At 67.7% G+C, this 17627-nt stretch carries 15 protein-coding genes; 5 read left to right on the top strand and 10 right to left on the bottom strand.

Features of this window, described 5'->3' with window-relative positions; all coding sequences use genetic code 11:
• Positions 1 to 22: 22 nt before the first annotated feature.
• Genes AC5Y6Y_RS09325 through AC5Y6Y_RS09310 form a run of 4 tightly spaced genes read right to left on the bottom strand, consistent with a single transcriptional unit; the run spans position 23 to position 5904 of the window.
• Positions 23 to 2410: a cation-translocating P-type ATPase gene (locus AC5Y6Y_RS09325; protein WP_499929711.1), complete on the bottom strand. Its 2388-nt coding sequence runs from the start codon at positions 2408 to 2410 to the stop codon at positions 23 to 25.
• Positions 2407 to 3990, bottom strand: a complete 1584-nt coding sequence (locus AC5Y6Y_RS09320) for a serine hydrolase (protein ID WP_499929709.1) — start codon at positions 3988 to 3990, stop codon at positions 2407 to 2409. Before AC5Y6Y_RS09320 ends, AC5Y6Y_RS09325 begins: the two co-directional genes overlap by 4 nt.
• A gap of 58 nt (positions 3991 to 4048) precedes the next feature.
• The gene (locus AC5Y6Y_RS09315) at positions 4049 to 5167 is read right to left on the bottom strand and encodes an MBL fold metallo-hydrolase (protein WP_463827349.1); all 1119 of its coding nucleotides are present in this window, start codon (positions 5165 to 5167) and stop codon (positions 4049 to 4051) included.
• 5 nt (positions 5168 to 5172) lie between these two features.
• Entirely contained in the window at positions 5173 to 5904 is a 732-nt protein-coding gene (locus AC5Y6Y_RS09310) for an enoyl-CoA hydratase (protein WP_463827348.1), read from the bottom strand.
• Positions 5905 to 5932: 28 nt separating this feature from the next.
• Here AC5Y6Y_RS09310 and AC5Y6Y_RS09305 point away from each other — a divergent pair, with 28 nt between their 5' ends.
• A complete protein-coding gene (locus tag AC5Y6Y_RS09305) occupies positions 5933 to 7417 on the top strand; it encodes a carboxyl transferase domain-containing protein (protein WP_499929707.1) in 1485 nt (494 codons plus the stop codon).
• A 105-nt stretch (positions 7418 to 7522) separates the two neighbouring features.
• The gene (locus AC5Y6Y_RS09300; RefSeq protein WP_463827346.1) at positions 7523 to 8134 is read left to right on the top strand and encodes a TetR/AcrR family transcriptional regulator; all 612 of its coding nucleotides are present in this window, start codon (positions 7523 to 7525) and stop codon (positions 8132 to 8134) included.
• Here AC5Y6Y_RS09300 and AC5Y6Y_RS09295 read toward each other — a convergent pair.
• Positions 8100 to 8741 (bottom strand): 6TM ABC transporter family protein, encoded by a 642-nt coding sequence (locus tag AC5Y6Y_RS09295; protein ID WP_499929705.1) that lies wholly within the window; start codon positions 8739 to 8741, stop codon positions 8100 to 8102. The genes AC5Y6Y_RS09300 and AC5Y6Y_RS09295 overlap by 35 nt on opposite strands.
• A 275-nt stretch (positions 8742 to 9016) precedes the next feature.
• Here AC5Y6Y_RS09295 and prrA point away from each other — a divergent pair, with 275 nt between their 5' ends.
• Together prrA and AC5Y6Y_RS09285 are read left to right on the top strand one after the other, a co-directional pair.
• Positions 9017 to 9718, top strand: a complete 702-nt coding sequence (gene prrA, locus AC5Y6Y_RS09290) for a two-component system response regulator PrrA (RefSeq protein ID WP_036364553.1) — start codon at positions 9017 to 9019, stop codon at positions 9716 to 9718.
• Positions 9719 to 9734: 16 nt separating this feature from the next.
• On the top strand, positions 9735 to 11075 hold the full coding sequence (locus tag AC5Y6Y_RS09285) for a HAMP domain-containing sensor histidine kinase (RefSeq protein WP_463827507.1): 1341 nt from the start codon (positions 9735 to 9737) through the stop codon (positions 11073 to 11075).
• Here the strand turns inward: AC5Y6Y_RS09285 and arfC are convergent.
• The 3 genes from arfC to arfA are packed head-to-tail and all read right to left on the bottom strand — an operon-like array spanning position 11072 to position 13023.
• The gene (arfC, locus tag AC5Y6Y_RS09280; protein WP_499929894.1) at positions 11072 to 11728 is read right to left on the bottom strand and encodes a channel accessory protein ArfC, sunset domain variant; all 657 of its coding nucleotides are present in this window, start codon (positions 11726 to 11728) and stop codon (positions 11072 to 11074) included. The genes AC5Y6Y_RS09285 and arfC overlap by 4 nt on opposite strands.
• 47 nt (positions 11729 to 11775) lie before the next feature.
• Positions 11776 to 11979 carry a channel accessory protein ArfB gene (gene arfB, locus AC5Y6Y_RS09275; protein WP_463827344.1) on the bottom strand — a complete coding sequence of 68 codons (204 nt, stop codon included), beginning with the start codon at positions 11977 to 11979 and terminating at the stop codon, positions 11776 to 11778.
• Between the two features lie 12 nt (positions 11980 to 11991).
• Positions 11992 to 13023, bottom strand: a complete 1032-nt coding sequence (gene arfA / locus AC5Y6Y_RS09270; RefSeq protein ID WP_463827343.1) for a channel-forming protein ArfA/OmpATb — start codon at positions 13021 to 13023, stop codon at positions 11992 to 11994.
• 156 nt (positions 13024 to 13179) lie between these two features.
• Between arfA and AC5Y6Y_RS09265 the strand changes: the two genes are divergently transcribed.
• Positions 13180 to 14730, top strand: a complete 1551-nt coding sequence (locus AC5Y6Y_RS09265; protein WP_499929702.1) for a phytoene desaturase family protein — start codon at positions 13180 to 13182, stop codon at positions 14728 to 14730.
• Here AC5Y6Y_RS09265 and AC5Y6Y_RS09260 read toward each other — a convergent pair.
• On the bottom strand, positions 14727 to 16019 hold the full coding sequence (locus tag AC5Y6Y_RS09260) for a citrate synthase (RefSeq protein ID WP_499929700.1): 1293 nt from the start codon (positions 16017 to 16019) through the stop codon (positions 14727 to 14729). The genes AC5Y6Y_RS09265 and AC5Y6Y_RS09260 overlap by 4 nt on opposite strands.
• Positions 16020 to 16233: 214 nt before the next feature.
• Positions 16234 to 17517: an MFS transporter gene (locus AC5Y6Y_RS09255; protein ID WP_463827340.1), complete on the bottom strand. Its 1284-nt coding sequence runs from the start codon at positions 17515 to 17517 to the stop codon at positions 16234 to 16236.
• Positions 17518 to 17627: the final 110 nt, after the last annotated feature.

Below are 17627 nucleotides of genomic sequence, written 5' to 3'. Positions count from 1 at the left end.
CGGTCCACCCTACTTGCCGCCGCTATCGATGCCACACCTGCGGTTTGACGCCGAGGATCCGGGCCCGCAGCCACCAGATCGCCTCGATTGCCGCCGCCCCCAGCGCACCGATGCCCAGCGCTCTGGTCGTCGCCCACAGATTCGAGGGATCGAGGAAGAACTTCTGCTGCGCCCACGGCAGGCTGAAGATCAGCACGTAGGCCAACGCCGAAACGATCACCAGCGCCAACCGCCACCATTTATAGGGTCGCGCCGCCACCGCGAGCACCCACACCGCGGTGACCAGCAAGGTGATCAACGCCGTGGTCGACGCTTGGTCCTGCTGTACCCCGGTCGCGTGGCGGCCGTGATAGGCGGTCAGATACGAGGTGAAGGTCGCGATTCCGACCACCAGGCCGGACGGCAACGCCGACGTCACCACCCGCCGAACGAAACCCGGGTAGGCACGCTCGTCGTTGGGCGCCAGCGACAAGATGAACGACGGAATGCCGATGGTGAACCAGGCCGCGATCGTGACGTGAATCGGTTGGAACGGAAACAGCAGCGGATCGGCCCCCAGCGGCTTGGCGAGCAGGCACTCGATCCCCACGAGCAAGGCCAGCAGCGCCGAGTACACCGTTTTGGTCAGGAACAGACTGGCCACCCGCTCGATGTTGCCGATCACCCGGCGGCCTTCGGCCACCACATACGGCAACGTCGCGAACCTGTTGTCCAGCAACACCAATTGGGCCACCGCGCGTGCCGCGGGACTGCCCGCTCCCATCGCTACGCCGATGTCGGCGTCCTTGAGGGCGAGCACGTCGTTGACCCCGTCGCCGGTCATTGCCACGGTGTGCCCGCGTGTCTGCAGGGCGTGCACCATGGTGCGCTTCTGGTCGGGCCGGACCCGGCCGAAGGTGGTGTGGGAATCCAGCGCGTCGGCCAGTTCGGCGGGTTCGGAGGGCAGGCGACGGGCATCCATCGTCTCGCCGTGCAAGCCGAGTGCGCCGGCCACCGCGCCCACCGACACGGCATTGTCGCCGGACATCACTTTGACCGTGACACCCTGGGCGGCAAAGTATTCCAAGGTCTCGCAGGCATCCGGACGTACCTTCTGTTCCAGCACCACCAGCGCAGCCGGGGTGACGGCGCCCGGCGCGTCAGGATCGTTCACTGCGGTGGCGCTCGCCCCCAGCAGCAGCACCCGCAAGCCCTGCCCGCCGATCTCCTCGGCCCGCGCGGCGGCAGCCGAATCCGGTTCGAGCAACACATCGGGCGCACCGATCACCCAGTCACCGTGGTCGCGGTAGGACACCCCGCTCCATTTCGTCGCGGACTTGAAAGGCGCTGTGGCCGTGGCGGTCCAATTCGGTGCGGTGGGATACGCCTCGGCGATCGCCTGCATGCTGGCGTTGGGGCGGGGGTCGGCCGCGGCCAGGGCGGCCAACACCTCGTCGAGGCTCTCCCCGGCGGGGTCCAGCTCTTCGACGTCGGCGACCCGCATGCCGTTTTCGGTCAGCGTTCCGGTCTTGTCGGCGCAGACGACGTCGACCCGGGCCAGCCCCTCGATGGCGGGCAATTCCTGGACCAGGCACTGCCGCCGGCCGAGTCGGACGACGCCGACCGCGAACGCGATCGAGGTCATCAGCACCAGACCTTCCGGCACCATCGGCACCAGCGCTCCCACGGTCGCCAGCACGGACTGGCGCCAACCCACGTTCGTGGTGAACATCTGCGTGTAAATGGTGAGCAGGCCTGCCGGTATCAGCAGGTAGGTGATGAACTGCAGAATTCGGTTGATGCCATTGCGCAGTTCGGATTTGACCAGGGTGAACTTGCTGGCCTCGGCGGCCAGGCGGGCAGCGTAGGCATCGCGGCCGACCTTGGTGGCGCGGTAGGCTCCGGTGCCGGCGACGACGAAACTGCCCGACATCGCCAGGTCTGCGGGTTCCTTGACGATCGGGTCCGCCTCGCCGGTCAACAGCGATTCGTCGACCTCCAGGTTGTCGGCTTCGAGGATTTCGCCGTCGACCACGATCTGGTCGCCCGGGCCGACCTCGATGACGTCGTCGAGCACCACCTGGTCGGGAGGGATCTCGCCAGTCCCAGACTGCCTGCGCACCAACGGCTTTGCCAGACCCACGATGGCCAGCTTGTCCAACGTCTGCTTGGCGCGGATCTCCTGGAACATCCCGATGACGCTGTTGGCGACGATGAGCAGCCCGAACAGCCCGTTGATCACCGAGCCGGTCACCAGCACGATGGCGAACAGCACACCCAGGATGGCGTTGATCCGGGTGAAGACGTTGGCCCGCACGATGTGCGCGATGCTGCGGGTGGCGCGTTCCGGGATGTCGTTGCTGCGGCCGTCGTTAATCCGTTGTGCCACTTCGGCATCGGTGAGTCCGGCGACGGACGGCGGGGCGGTCATCTGTGGAAGGTTCCGAGTTTGTCGGAGTCGTAATACTCCAGGTTCAGTTCGCCGCCGGTAAAGGTGGCCTTGGAAATCGTTCCGGGCAATGCGTTTTCGTTCGAGAGCCCGAAGGTGAAGATGTCGCCGTCCCAGTGCGACAGGTCGTATGTCTGGTTCTTCGGCCCCAGCATCAGCTGCAATCGGCCGTCGTGATCGGTCACGGTGGCGGGCCCCCAATAGTCGCTCGCGTACACCCCAACGTACTCGCTCAGCGGCCGGGCCGGGGCAGGGCTGACCGGTGGTTGCTTACCGACCAGGGAACCGTCCGGATTGTTCATCGGGGCGAGTTGCTGACGGTACAACGTGGCCCAATCCTCCCGTACCTGGCCATACTGCACGAGATCCATGAACTCGGCGGTGAGCGCCTCCGGCACGCCGTACGGGGCCGCGTTGGTCAGGGCGACGATGGCGATGTCCTCGGCCGGCAGCGCTACGAAATTCGTTGCGGCGCCGAGTCCGAAAGCGCCGGAATGGCTGTACTCGGTGCGCCCCGACGAGGTCACCGACACGTTGAATCCGTATCCGTAGGTGCCGGACCGTGCCTTCGGGTTCCGCGCCTTGGTCGAGATCACCTGAGGGGTGTACGCGGAGAGCAACGCTTCGGGCGAGGCGATCCGTTGCCCGTTGTAGGTGCCGCCGGCCAGCAGCATGGTCAGCCAGCGCGCCATGTCGTTGACCGAGGAACTCACCCCGCCCGCCGGGGTCTGGGCATCGGGGTCGCGCTGGAAGCGGGCCTCCCATTTGTCACCGACCTTGAGGTGGCCGACCGCCCGGTTGGGGCGGGCCAGGAAATCGGCGAACCGCGAACTGGTCGACTCCATGCCCAGGGGCCGGTAGAGCACCTCGCGGGACAGGTCTTCCCAGGACTCACCGGCCGCAGCGGCTACCGCGCTGGCGGCGGCGGTGACACCGAAATTGGTGTAGGCGTAGCTGTTTCGAAACGACGCCAGGGGCAGGTACTTCAGTCGTTCCAGCACCTGCCGACGGTCGTAACCCAAGTCCTCCAACGCATCGCCGGCGTGATCGGGCAGCCCGGAGCGATGCGAGTACAGGTCAGCGACGCTCACGTGCTCGGTGACGTAGGGGTCGCTGAGCGCGAACCACGGCAGCTTCGAAACCACCGGGGTGTCCCAGGTGATCGAACCGGTGGTGACTTCGTGCGCCACCACCGTCGCACCGACCGACTTCGAGATCGAGGCCAGCTGGAACACCGTGTCGGCGTCCACCCTGTTCTCCGGGCTGTCCGGTCTGCCGGCATCTCTGATACCGAAGCCCCTGGCGTACAACGTCTTTCCGCCGTGCACGATGGCCACCGCCAACCCCGGGATACCGCTGTTCTTCATCAGCTCGGCCACCAGGCCGTCCACCCGGGCGACGGCTTCGTCGATGCGGCTGGCCGGGATCTGCAGGCCCGAGAATTCGTTGGGGGGCACCTGGGGCAGCGGAGACGAGGGGTTGGCTGCCGGCTGCCCGGGCCCGCATCCGACGAGAGCCGCCATCAGCAGTACGACTGCGGCTGCCGCCGCGCGATTCGTCATGGCCGCACACTAGCCCGACGACGATGCGCGCCGGCCACGGCGCACATCACTTACCGACTCAGAGCCGCCACCACGGGTTGAACCGCACCGGCGAGACCGTGTCGATCCGCTGTCCCGGGTTGGGTACCGCAACCTGAACCCCATCGGGCTCGGCCGCTTTGAGTACCCGCTCGACCGGCTCGGACCACGGATGCGGCGCCAACCGGAACGTCCCCCAGTGAATCGGCACCAGCAGGCCCGACCCGGAGTCGGTGACATCCAGATGGGCCCGCACTGCCTCTTCGGGGTTCATGTGGATGTCCGGCCACGCGGTGTTGTAGGCACCGATCGGCATCAGAGTCAGGTCGAACGGTCCATGCTCGGCGCCTATTTCGGCGAAGCTCTTGGTGTAGCCGGTGTCGCCACCGAAGTAGGCACGACGTGATGGCCCGACGAACGCCCACGACGCCCACAGGGTGTTGTTGCGGCTGAGGAAACGCCCGGAGAAGTGCCGCGCCGGCACGCAGACGATGGTGAGCTCGTCGACCTGGGCACTCTGATTCCAGTCGAGTTCGACGATGCGCTGCTCGGGGATGCCCCAGGAGCGCAGGTGTGCGCCGACACCGAGCGGTACGAAGAACGGCGCCCGCTGCATGCGGGCCAGCGCGAGCACGGTGTCGATGTCGAGGTGGTCGTAGTGGTCGTGGCTGATCACCACGGCGTCGACCGCGGGCAGGCCTTCCACCTGCACCGGCGGCGGATGCAGCCGTTGCGGGCCCACCAGATCCGACGGTGAACACCGGTCGCTCCACACCGGGTCGGTGAGCACGCGGTAACCGTCGATTTCCAGCAGCGCCGTCGAGTGACCGAACCAGCTGACCGCCAGCTGCGCCGGCTCACCCTGATAGATGGCGGGCGAGGCCAGCGGGATGGGACGCGCGGGGCGGCTGTGCACGCGCGCTCCCACCAGCTCCCAGGCGATCTGACGCAGCTGTTCACGGTTCATGACGTACAGCGAGCCGGGGTCGATGTTGACGAAGGCCCCGTCGCGGTAGTTCGGTGACCCCGCTGCGGCGGCTTCGAGGGCCGCGGGGTCGGCGCCCAACGCCGAGGGTGCACCGTGCAGGGCCCGCATCAACCAGCCACCTGCCGCCAGCGAGGCGGTGCCGGCGGCCAGTCGCAGCGCCCGGTTCGTCATGTCCGTCAAGCTCCCTGGAATTTCGGTGGCCGCTTCTCGATCCTGGCCACCTGCGCCTCGATCACATCCTGGCTGGCCCAGGCCTTGTCGAAGAGTTCCTTGTGCTCCGGTGAGGGTTGCTCGATGGAGCCGTCGTCGTTGAGTACCCGCTTGGCATGCTGGATAGCCAGCGGTGCCAGTCCGGCGATTTCGGCGCCCCACGCCTGCGCGTCGGCCACCGTGCCGATCCGGTTGGCCATTCCGGTCTGCAACGCGGTGTCGGCGGTCAGCTTCTCCGCGGTCAGCAGCATCGACCGGGCCCGTCCGTGGCCGACCAGCGACGACAGCCGTCGGATGCTCCAGTTGTCCAGCGCCAGACCGTATTTCGAGGTCGGAAATTGAAAGAAGGCATCCGGCGCGACCACTCGCAGGTCGCATTGCATGGCCAGCTGCAGCCCGGCGCCGATCGCGGGGCCGTTGATGGCGCCGATCACCGGGATCAATGTGGCGTCCATGACCCTGTGCAGCTCGACGAGCCGGTCGGGATAGTCGGCGGCGAAAGCGTCGCCGGACAGGTCGGCGCCCGCGCAGAAGGCGGACCCCTGGCCGGTCAGCACGATCGCCCGTACCGACCCGTCGCCCGCCTTGAGCAGCGCCTCGCGCAGCTCCTCGACGAGCTGGGAGTTCAGCGCGTTACGCCGGTCCGGCCGCTGCAGCTCAATGGTCAGGACGGCTTCGGTCCGGGTGATACCGATCATGGGCACCACGATATATAGCCTCATCTGTGTGAGCCGTATCACGACCGATCAACTGCGTGATGCGGTCCTTGACCAGGGTTCGTTCCTGAGCTGGGACAGCGCTCCGCCTGCATTGCCGATTCCGCCGGCCTATGCGCGTGAACTGGCCGAAGCCCGGTCGAAGTCCGGCCGCGACGAGTCGGTGTCCACCGGCGAGGGACGGGTGTTCGGACGCCGGGTGGCGGTGGTGGTCTGTGACTTCGACTTTCTGGCCGGCTCGATCGGGGTGGCCGCGGCCGAACGGATCACCTCGGCGGTAGAGCGGGCGACCGCTGAGGGGCTGCCGTTGCTGGCGTCGCCGTGCTCTGGTGGCACGCGCATGCAGGAGGGCACGGTCGCGTTCCTGCAGATGGTGAAGATTGCCGCCGCCGTCCGCCTGCACCGGCAGGCGCGGTTGCCGTATCTGGTCTATCTGCGCAATCCGACGACGGGTGGGGTCTTCGCGTCGTGGGGCTCGCTGGGCCATGTCACGTTCGCCGAACCGGGTGCCCTGATCGGGTTTCTCGGCCCGCGGGTGTACGAGTTGCTGTACGGCGAACCGTTCCCGCCGGGCGTCCAGACCGCGGAGAACTTGCAGCGCCACGGCGTGATCGACGACGTCGTTGCGATCGAGGACTTGCGCGCCACCCTGGACAGGGCGCTGACGGTGATCGCCGATCCAGCCCAGCCGCCGCCGGCGCGCGAACCCTGCGAACCGTTGCCCGATGTGCCCGCCTGGGATTCGGTGCTGGCCTCCCGCCGCCCGGACCGCCCCGACGTGCGGGATTTGCTGCGACACGGCGCCACCGATGTGGTGCCGCTGTCCGGAACCGGCCGGGGTGTGGCGACACTGTTGGCATTGGCGCGGTTCGCCGGCCAACCGGTGGTGGTGCTTGGTCAGCAACGAACTCAGGGCGGCAGTGGCAACGCCGTCGGACCGGCATCGCTGCGGGAGGCCCGGCGCGGTATGGCGGTAGCCGCCGAACTGCGTCTGCCGCTGGTGCTGGTGATCGACACTGCCGGGCCCGCGTTGTCCGCCGCGGCCGAGCAAGGTGGACTGGCTGGCCAAATTGCGCAATGTTTGGCCGAGCTGGTGACGCTGGACACCCCGACGGTGTCGGTGTTGATGGGCCAGGGCAGCGGCGGGCCGGCGCTGGCGATGGTGCCCGCCGACCGGGTGCTGGCCGCGCTGCACGGCTGGCTGGCACCGCTGCCGCCGGAGGGTGGCAGTGCGATCGTCTTCCGCGACGTCTGCCATGCGCCGGAACTCGCGGCAGCGCAGGGAATCCGGTCAACTGACCTGCTAGCGGCCGGGATCGTCGATGCCGTCGTACCCGAGCACCCCGATGCCGCCGACGAGCCGGTGGAGTTCGCGAAGCGGCTCTCGCGCGCCATCGCCGTCGAAGTGCACGCGCTGCGCGCGGTTCCCGACGCCGAGCGGCTGCGCGGGCGGTTGCGGCGTTACCGGCGCATCGGTCTGCCCGAAACGCGCTGACGCCAGCGGGTTGGCGGTCCGCTCATCACCGCGAGTGGCACAGGGATAATACAGATCACGTGTGGCACCGTATTCGTCAAGTAAGCAGATCGAGGAGAGGTTGAGTTGCCGACGTCAACCACCGCCGCCAAGACGCCGCGGGTAACCAAACGGCGTGCCGAGACCCGTGCCCGGCTGATGGACGCGGCATTCCGGGTGTTCGCCGATAAGGGCTACGGCCACGTGACCATCGAGGACGTGTGCGAAGCGGCCGGTTACACCAGGGGTGCCTTCTACTCGCAGTTCGACAGCCTCGAGGAATTGTTCTTCCTGCTCTATGACCAGTGGGCGGTCCGCACCGCCGACCAGGTCAGCGCCGCCATGGAAGGTACCGATCCCGTCAACGACCTGCCCGGAGCCGTCGAACGCATCGTGGACACCCTGCTCTTCGAACGTGACTGGCTGCTCATCAAGTTCGATTTCCTGCTGTATGCGGCCCGCAAGCCTGAGCTCGCGCACCGCTGGGAGAAGCATCGGGCGCAGTTGCGCCACGTCATCGAGGAGCGGATGGTCGCCAATGGCATCCCATTCCACACATCGATCGACAGCGTTGCCGACGCCGCACGCGCCATCGTCGCCGCCTACGACGGTGTCACTGTCCAGCTGCTGCTCGACAGCGACCCGTCGGCCGCACGCGCCTGGCTCACCCAGCTGATGAACGTCGTCCTGACGCGGTAGCCGACAGCGCGATGACCGGTCCGACCAACGACAGCGTCATCATGAGAAACGCGACCAGGGTGCCCATGGTGATCAGGCCGTGGCGCACCGCGTACGCCCCATGCCCCAGCAGCACCACCCCGGCAAGGTTGGGGATGACCTCCAGCACGGCCCGCCACGGCGCCGCCAGCGATTCGCTGCGGCGAATGGATTCATGTAGGTAGTACAGCATTATCGTGGCCGAGACCACCAACCCCAACGGCCAATACAGTGCCAACAGGCACCCCGTCACCACGGCGGTTTGCAGAACGTCGGCGGTGACCCGCGCGTGCCCGTCGAGCCGACGACGAACGGCGAACATCACCGTTTCGGACACCGCCAATGCGGTCGCCGCCGTGCCCAGAACCCACAGCCCACGGTGGTCGAGGTATCGCACCGGTCCGTCGACCGAGGATTGCGCTATCAACGGAATCCCCACCGCCGCAACCAGAATGGTGATCACACCGGGCAGGGTCGGCCGCCACGGTGCGCGGTTCCGAAGGTGGCCGGCGATCCGGCGCCACCCGTCGGACACGGTGCGCTGGCCGACCGGCGACGGAGGCGGTGAGGCATTCAGCACGTCAGTCACGACGAATTCGTCTCCAGATCCCGTTTGCGCAGCGTTGACCGAAAAGCCAAGCGGATAATCGAGTTTCGGTCGCAACGCTGGATGTCGAGACCTGCCAACAGGATTCGATGATGGCATGTCGGTTGACGAACGGCGGTCGCTGCGCGGCGTCGAATCCGTAACAGTTGCCTGCCGAGTAGCTGCAACACCGGCGCGTGATGCGGGCTGTTGCGCCCGATCCCGCGATAAACTCGCGCCTCCCACCGCGGTCACCGACAATCAGGCAAGATAAACCCATGGACACTGGTGTCAACTCACCGCGGGTCTTGGTCGTCGACGACGATTCCGATGTGCTCGCCTCCCTGGAGCGCGGTCTGCGGCTGTCCGGGTTCGAGGTGTCGACGGCGGTCGACGGCGCCGAGGCCCTGCGCAGCGCCACCGAAACCCGGCCGGATGCGATCGTGCTCGACATCAACATGCCGGTGCTCGACGGCGTCAGCGTCGTCACGGCCCTGCGCGCCATGGACAACGACGTGCCGGTCTGCGTGCTGAGCGCGCGCAGTTCGGTCGACGACCGCGTCGCCGGCCTGGAAGCCGGCGCGGACGACTACCTGGTCAAGCCGTTCGTGCTGGCCGAGCTGGTGGCACGGGTGCGCGCGCTGTTGCGTCGCCGCGGCGCCACCGCGACGTCCTCGTCGGAAACCATCACCGTGGGCCCGCTGGAGGTGGACATCCCCGGCCGGCGGGCCCGGGTCAACGGGGTCGACGTCGATCTGACCAAGCGGGAGTTCGACCTGTTGGCGGTGCTGGCCGAACACAAGACCGCGGTGTTGTCCCGCGCGCAGCTGCTGGAGCTGGTGTGGGGTTACGACTTCGCTGCCGACACCAATGTCGTCGACGTCTTCATCGGTTACCTGCGGCGCAAGTTAGAGGCCAATGGCGGCCCGCGTCTCCTGCACACCGTCCGGGGAGTCGGGTTCGTCCTCCGGATGCAGTAGGGCCCTGCCGTTGTTGATGAACATCCTGTCGCGGATTTTCGCCCGCACACCGTCGCTTCGGACCCGGGTGGTGGTTGCGACAGTGATCGGCGCCGCGATCCCGGTGCTCATCGTCGGCGCCGTGGTGTGGGTGGGCATCACCAAGGACCGCAAGGAACGGCTGGACCGCCGGCTGGACGAGGCCGCCGGTTTCGCAATCCCCTTCGTGCCGCGCGGACTCAACGAAATTCCGCCCTCCCCCGACGACCGGGATGCCCTGATCACGCTGCGTCGCGGCGACGTGGTCAAGTCGAACTCCGACATCGAACTGCCCAAGCTGCAGTCCGACTACGCCGACACCTACATCCACGGGGTGCGTTACCGGGTACGCACCGTCGAGATCCCCGGTCCGGAACCGACGTCGATGGCCGTCGGCGCCACCTACGACACCACCTACGCCGAGACCAACAACCTGCACCGCAGAGTGCTGCTGATCTGCAGTTTCGCGATCGGTGCGGCGGCGGTGTTCGCCTGGCTGCTGGCGGCCTTCGCGGTGCGACCGTTCAAGCAACTCGCCGAACAGACCCGCTCGATCGACGCGGGCGACGAAGCGCCGCGGGTCGAAGTGCACGGCGCCAGCGAGGCCGTCGAGATCGCCGAGGCCATGCGCGGCATGCTGCAACGGATCTGGAACGAACAAAACCGGACGCAGGAAGCACTGGCGTCGGCCCGTGACTTCGCCGCGGTCTCCTCACATGAACTGCGCACCCCCCTGACGGCGATGCGGACCAACCTCGAAGTGCTGGCCACCCTGGACATGCCCGACGACCAGCGCAAGGAGGTACTGGGCGATGTCATCCGTACCCAGTCGCGGATCGAAGCCACCTTGAGCGCACTGGAGCGGCTGGCTCAGGGCGAATTGTCCACCTCCGATGACCACGTGCCGGTGGACATCACCGATCTGCTCGACCGCGCCGCGCACGACGCCACCCGCAGCTATCCCGACCTCGAGGTGTCCCTGGTGCCGTCGCCCACCTGCATCATCGTCGGCATGCCGGCCGGACTGCGGCTGGCGGTGGACAACGCGATTGCCAACGCCGTCAAGCACGGGGGCGCTACCCACGTGCGGGTGTCGGCGGTCAGCTCGCGGGCCGGTGTGGAGATCGCCATCGACGACGACGGCAGCGGCGTGCCGGAAGAGGAGCGCCAAGTGGTGTTCGAACGCTTCTCCCGCGGCTCGACAGCATCGCATTCGGGCTCCGGGCTGGGCCTGGCCCTGGTGGCGCAGCAGGCCCATCTGCACGGCGGGACAGCGTCTTTGGAGAGCAGCGCGATGGGCGGTGCCCGCCTGGTGCTGCGACTGCCCGGGCCGAGCTAGTCTTTTCGCGCGCTGTTGCGACCCGGCAGGAAAAACGCGCGCTTGGCGAAATCTTCGTTCTCGAACCAGACTTGGGCGACGAGTTCGTCGTAACCCGGATCATCGGGTCCGTAGAACAATCGAGAATCGGTGCGGCCCTTCACCAACCAACCCTGCGGCCCGGACCCGTCGGGTTCGGCGCGCATCGATCCGGGACCGTAGGGCGCGTAGGGCACCAACGGCGTCTCTACCGTCGCCGCATCACTGACCGGAATCTTCTCCGTCGCAACATCTTTCGCGACTGAGACCCGTCGCGTCGGATCTTTGGGCCTGACCTTCTTCGGCGGCAGCTTCTTGCCCGGGACCTTCGCGCCGGGAACCTTTTTCGCCGCAGCCTTTTTGGCGGGCAGTTTCTTCGCCGGCCTGTTCGCGGCGATCGGTATCCGTTCGGTCACCGCATCGGCGGAAACCGGCCTGCGCTTCTTCGGCGGCGCTTTGGCGGCAGCCTTTCTCACCGGCCGCGGCCCGGCGACCGGAATGCGCTGTGTCGGGGCATCACTGGCCGAGACCTTGGCCGCCGGCTTGCGCCCTGGCCCCGACGTCGGGTCGGCGAACACCCACGCCGGCATCTGAATCCTGGCCGGTCGCAACAACAACGCCAGGGTCAGCATCATGCCGAGCCCGAATGAGGCGGCGGCCGGCCACCAGTGCAGCTGGCCGCTCACCTTTTCGCCCCGATCTCCGACGACTCGGGCTCGGCGCGCTGCGCGGACTCGGCCGGCCGGACCGGCTCCGGTTGGATGGCCGGCTCAGCAACGGTCTCGTCCGGCCCTTCGGACTTGAACAGCAACGCGATCCCATAGGCAACGGCCGAACCGGCCACAAAGGCGACCAGGCAGACCAACCACTGGATCACGAAACCCATGCCCGATGCCCCCTAGCCGACCACGATCTCGGCGCGGCGGTTCTTGGCCCGCCCCTCGGGAGTGTCATTGCCCGCGATCGGATTGGCCGAACCCAGGCCCTTGACGGTGACGCGGGCGCGGGCGACGCCGTTGGCGATGATGTATTCAGCGACGGCGGTGGCGCGCTGCGTGCTGAGCGGGATATTGATGGCCTCGCTGCCGGCGTTGTCGGTGTAACCGTTGACGGTCACCTTGGCGTCCGGACACGCTTTGAGCTTGTCGGCCACCCGGATCAGGATGTCGTTGTCCTCCGGTGTCAGACTCACGCCGTCGTTACCGAAGGCCAGCGGGCCCCCGGTGATGGCGTTGATGGCCGCCTGCACGTCATTGCAGGACGCGGCCGGAGGGGGCGCGGGAGCAGGTGTGGCGGCACCCGGGGCGGTCGGCGTGATCTGTCCCCTGGTCACAATCCTGTTGGCGACGTTGACATCCGGCCAGGTACCGGCCGCCGCGCGCGCGACCGCCTCCTTCTGCGCGGGCGATGCGGCCGTACCGGTCAGCGTGACGGTGTCCCTTTCCACCTTGAAGGTGAGATCGGGGATGGGCGCCCCCGCGGTGAAAACCGGCTCTGCGCCGCCGAAGTCGAGTGCGTGCGTCAGCGGGTCGATGCGGATCTGATCGACCACGTTGACTCCCGGTGTCAACAATGCCTTGAGTGCCCTCATCAGGGCAGCTTTGGACGCGTCGTCGGGGCAATCGCCGATCAGCGTGATGCTGTTGCCGCTGCGACTGATCGTGAGCAGCGACAACTGCAGGCTCGGGGCCATCGTGATGCTCCCCGACGGCTTGGTGATCGTGGGCAGATCGCCGGCGGGGCCGTTGACGGCCATCGGTCGCTCGTATGCCCCGTAGCTGATCAGGGCGAGCAGAAACGGCAGCAGCGCCAGCGCGATCAGCCAGGGCCGCAGCAGTTGTTGTCGGCTGAACGGCCGGGTCGGCTGGGCCTGCTGCTCGGGCTCGACGGCCGTGGGCGATTCGTCGACCCCCACCTCTGAACCGGCCATCGCTCCTCACTCGTTCGCGCTCTTCCAGGCGATATGCAGCCTACCGAGTCCGAGGCCGTTCCCGAGGCAACGTCGGGCAGACTGTAGCAATGGCCACCGGAAGCACACCGCCGAACGCGCACATCGGTGACCGGGGTTGCGCCAACCGGTAGCCCGATGGCTGAGGCAACCGAACACGATGTCGTCATCGTCGGCGGCGGGCACAACGGCCTGGTCGCCGCCGGATACCTGGCCCGGGCAGGCTTACGGGTGCAGGTCCTGGAAAAGCGTGCACACGTCGGTGGCGCCGCCATATCGGCCCGGCCCTTCGACGGTGTCGACGTCCACCTGTCGCGCTACTCGTATCTGGTCAGCCTGCTGCCGCCGCGCATCCTCGAAGATTTGGGCGCACGGGTACGGCTGACTCGACGCGCGTACTCCTCCTATACCCCCGACCCCGCCAGCGGCGGTCGAACCGGCCTGCTCGTCGGGGCACCCGGCGGCTTCGACGCGATCGGCGCCGGGCGCGACGAGCAGGGGTTCGACGCGTTCTATCGGCAGTGCCGACTGCTGACCCAGCGGCTCTGGCCGTCGTTGCTCGAACCGCTGCGCACCCGCGCCGAGGCGCGCCGGCTGGTGCTGGACGGGGGTGATCGGGACGCCGCGACCGCGTGGCGGGCCATGGTCGACGAGCCCATCGGGCGGGCGATCGCCGACGCCGTCGACCACGACGTCGTCCGCGGAGTGGTAGCCACCGACGCTTTGATCGGCACTTTCGCCCGCCTGGACGAGTCCTCACTGCAACAGAACGTCTGCTTGCTGTATCACGTGCTGGGCGGCGGCACCGGAGACTGGGATGTCCCGGTCGGCGGCATGGGCGCGGTGTCCTCGGCGCTGGCTGCTGCCGCCACCAGTCACGGAGCTGAAATACTCACCGGCGCAGATGTTTTCGCTGTCGACCCGGACGGCGAGGTGCGCTACCGGAGCCGCGGGGACCAGTGCGTGGCTCGGGGCCGGTTCGTGCTCAGCGGGGTGGGTCCGGCGGTGCTGGCCGACCTGCTGGGTGAACCGCGACCGATGCTGGCGCCCGGTTCCCAGGTCAAGGTCAACATGGTGCTGCGCCGGATGCCGCGGTTGCGCGACGAGCGCGTCACCCCGCAGCAGGCTTTCGCCGGCACGTTCCACGTCAACGAAACCTGGTCCCAACTCGACGCCGCCTACCTGCGGGCGTCGAGCGGCGAGTTACCCGACCCGCTGCCGTGCGAGGCCTACTGCCATTCGCTGGCCGATCCGAGCATCGTGTCGCCGGCACTCCCGGGGGTGCAGACCATGACGGTATTCGGTGTGCACACCCCGCATTCACTGACCGCCGATGTCGGCGCGCTCACCGAAGCCGTGCTGGCGTCACTGAATTCCGTTCTGGCCGAACCGATTCAGGATGTTCTGCTGCCGGATGCGCAGGGCCGACCGTGCCTGGAGACCACGACCACCGGCGACTTGGAGCGGACACTGGGAATGACGGCGGGCAACATCTTCCACGGCGGATTGTCCTGGCCGTTCGCCGACGACGATGATCCGCTGGACACCCCGGCGCGCCGGTGGGGGGTCGCCACCGGGCACGCGCGGATCATGCGGTGCGGGTCCAGCGCGCGCCGCGGCGGGGCGGTCTCGGGCATCGGCGGGCACAACGCCGCGATGGCGGTGCTCACCGAGTGGGCGGGCGGCTAGCGGCCGTCGATGGCGGTGTAGTCGCGCTCGGTGTAACCGGTGTAGATCTGGCGCGGACGGCCGATCTTGCTGTCGCCCTCGTCGTGCATCTCGCGCCAGTGCGCGATCCAGCCGGGCAGCCGGCCCAGGGCGAACAACACGGTGAACATGCGGACCGGGAAGCCCAGTGCCCGGTAGATCAGGCCGGTGTAGAAGTCCACGTTCGGGTACAGCTTGCGCTCGATGAAGTAGTCGTCGGTCAGCGCCGCCTCTTCCAGCTGGATGGCGATGTCGAGCAACGGGTCCCCGCCGAGCTTGGCCAGGATCTTGTCGGCCTGGTCCTTGACGATGCGGGCGCGCGGGTCGTAGTTCTTGTACACGCGGTGGCCGAAGCCCATCAGCTTGACGCCCGCCTCGCGGTTCTTGACCTTGCGGACGAACTCGCCGACGTCGTCGCCGCTCTCCTTGATCTGTTCGAGCATCTCCAGGACGGCCTGGTTGGCGCCGCCGTGCAGCGGGCCCCACAGGGCGTTGATGCCGCCCGAGATCGACGTGAACAGGTTGGCCTGCGACGACCCCACCAGGCGCACCGTCGACGTCGAGCAATTCTGCTCGTGATCGGCGTGCAGGATCAGCAGCATGTCCAGCGCCCGCACCACTTCGGGGTCTGCTTCGTAGGGTTCGGCGGGCAGCCCGAACGTCATCCGCAGGAAGTTCTCCACCAGCGTGAGCGAGTTGTCCGGATAGAGGAAAGGCTGCCCCACCGACTTCTTGTACGCGTAGGCGGCGATGGTGGGCAGCTTGGCCAGCAACCGGATCGTCGACAGTTCGACCTGGGTGTTGTCCGTGGGGTCCAGCGAGTCCGGGTAGTACGCGGAGAGCGCGTTGACCGTGCTGGACAACACCGGCATGGGGTGCGCGTTGCGCGGGAAGCCATCGAAGAACCGCTTGAGGTCCTCGTGCAGCATCGTGTGCAGCTGGATCTTCCGGGTGAACTCGGCAAGCTGGTCGCTGGTGGGCAGCTCACCGTAGATCAGCAGGTAGGAGACCTCGATAAAGGTCGACTTCTCCGCCAGCTGGTCGATCGGGTAACCGCGGTAGCGCAGGATCCCGGCGTCCCCGTCGATATAGGTGATGGAACTCTTGCAGGCGGCGGTGTTGACAAAGCCGTTGTCGAAGGTGGTGTGACCGGTCTTGGAGAGCAGTGAACCGAGCGCAATGCCGTCGGCACCTTCAGTGGCGTGGACGACCTTCAGGTCGATATCGCCACCCGGGTACTTCAGAGTTGCGGTGTCGTCGGTGTCGCCCACGAGAACCCCTTTGCGCTCAGGCTGATATGGCTGCCCGCCCTAGGTGCGTGCAGGTGCACTAGGTGCGTATAGGTGAAGGTAGTCGTTCTCGCGATGGCGTGCCTGCCCGGGGTCGGGTCTGCAGGTCTGGCGGCGGGCCGCGCCCGGATGCCGCCGTCGCCGTCCCCGCCTTTGACGCCGAACGTCACGCCAGCGTGGCACTCGGCGTCGAGCGTCACCCCAGCGTGGCGCCCGGTTGGCCTCCCGGCGTCCGGTACCTGATGAACGCCGGCGCGATCAGGGCTGCGATGACGACCCCCACCACCACCAGTGCCCCACCCCCGGCTGCGGCCGCGGTGGTGCCGACGGCCGCCGCAGCGGCGCCGTGCAGCGTGTCGGCCAACCGGGGCCCACCGCCGACCACCACGGCGAACACCCCCTGCAGCCGGCCCACCACATCGTCGGAGGCCGCCTGTTGCAGCATCGTCGAGCGGAACGCGGCCGATACCATGTCAGCCGCACCGCCAAAGGCCAGGAACGCCAACGCGATCCACAGCATCGGGCCGGCCCGCCCGTGCGCCATGCCACTGGTGAGGCCGAAACCCACCATGGCAAGACCCCAGGCGACGATCGCGACGACGATGGTCAGGCCCTGGCGCCGGACCCGGGGGAACCAGCCGGAGAACACCCCACCGGCCACCGCGCCGACGGCGATGGCCGCCGACAGCAGCGCCATCGCCGAGCCCCCCTCGATGGGACCGCCGAAGCTCTCGTGGGCCAGCTGCGGGAACAGTGCCCGTGGCATGCCGAAGATCATCGCGATCAGGTCCACGACGAAGGACATCAGCACCACGGTGTTGCCGGCCAGGTAGCGAAAACCGTCCAGCACCGCACCGAGACCCCAGCGTCGGGTCTCGTCGACCGCCACCGCGGGCATGGGCGCCAACCGGACGGTCGCCCAGATCGGCAACAGACAGGTGATCGCATCGATCAGATACAGCGCGGACAGGTCCACCCAGTTCAGCAGCACCCCGGCCAGCATCGGACCGGCGATCGCGCCGAACTGGCTCACCGTCATGTTCAGTGCATTGGCGGCAGGCAGCTGCTCCCCCGCCACCATCCGCGGAATCGCCGCCGAGCGTGCCGGCGAGTTCACCGCGAAGAACGCCTGCTGCACCGCCAGCAGGCACAACACCACCCAGACGTCGTTGACTGCCAGCGCGGCCTGCAGCCACAGCAGCAGCGACGCCACCGCCAGCCCGCAGGAGGCGACGATCAACAACACCCGGCGATCCATGGCATCGGCCCAGGCACCCCCCAGCAGCCCGAACACCACCAGCGGTACCAACGAGAACAGCCCGGCCAGTCCCACGTACGCGGAGTTCTGCGTCAGCGCGTAGATCTGAACCGGGACCGCGAAGATCGTCAGGTTGGCCCCGATGACGGTGGGGATGCCCGCCACCCAGAGCCGGCGGAAATCGCGGGTGCGCAGCGGCGCGGTGTCCGCGAAGAGGGGCATCGCCGACGAGGGTATCCCGCCCCAAATTGAGGTAGTCGACTACCTAAGCAGTCCCCGCTGTGCCGAGCCAGTCTGGGACTACGCGATATCCACTCACTTCGACGCAGGGG

Source organism: Mycobacterium sp. NGS24, assembly GCF_059813065.1.
The sequence above is the reverse complement of the archived record's forward strand: the minus strand, read 5'-3'. Positions and strand labels throughout refer to the sequence as shown.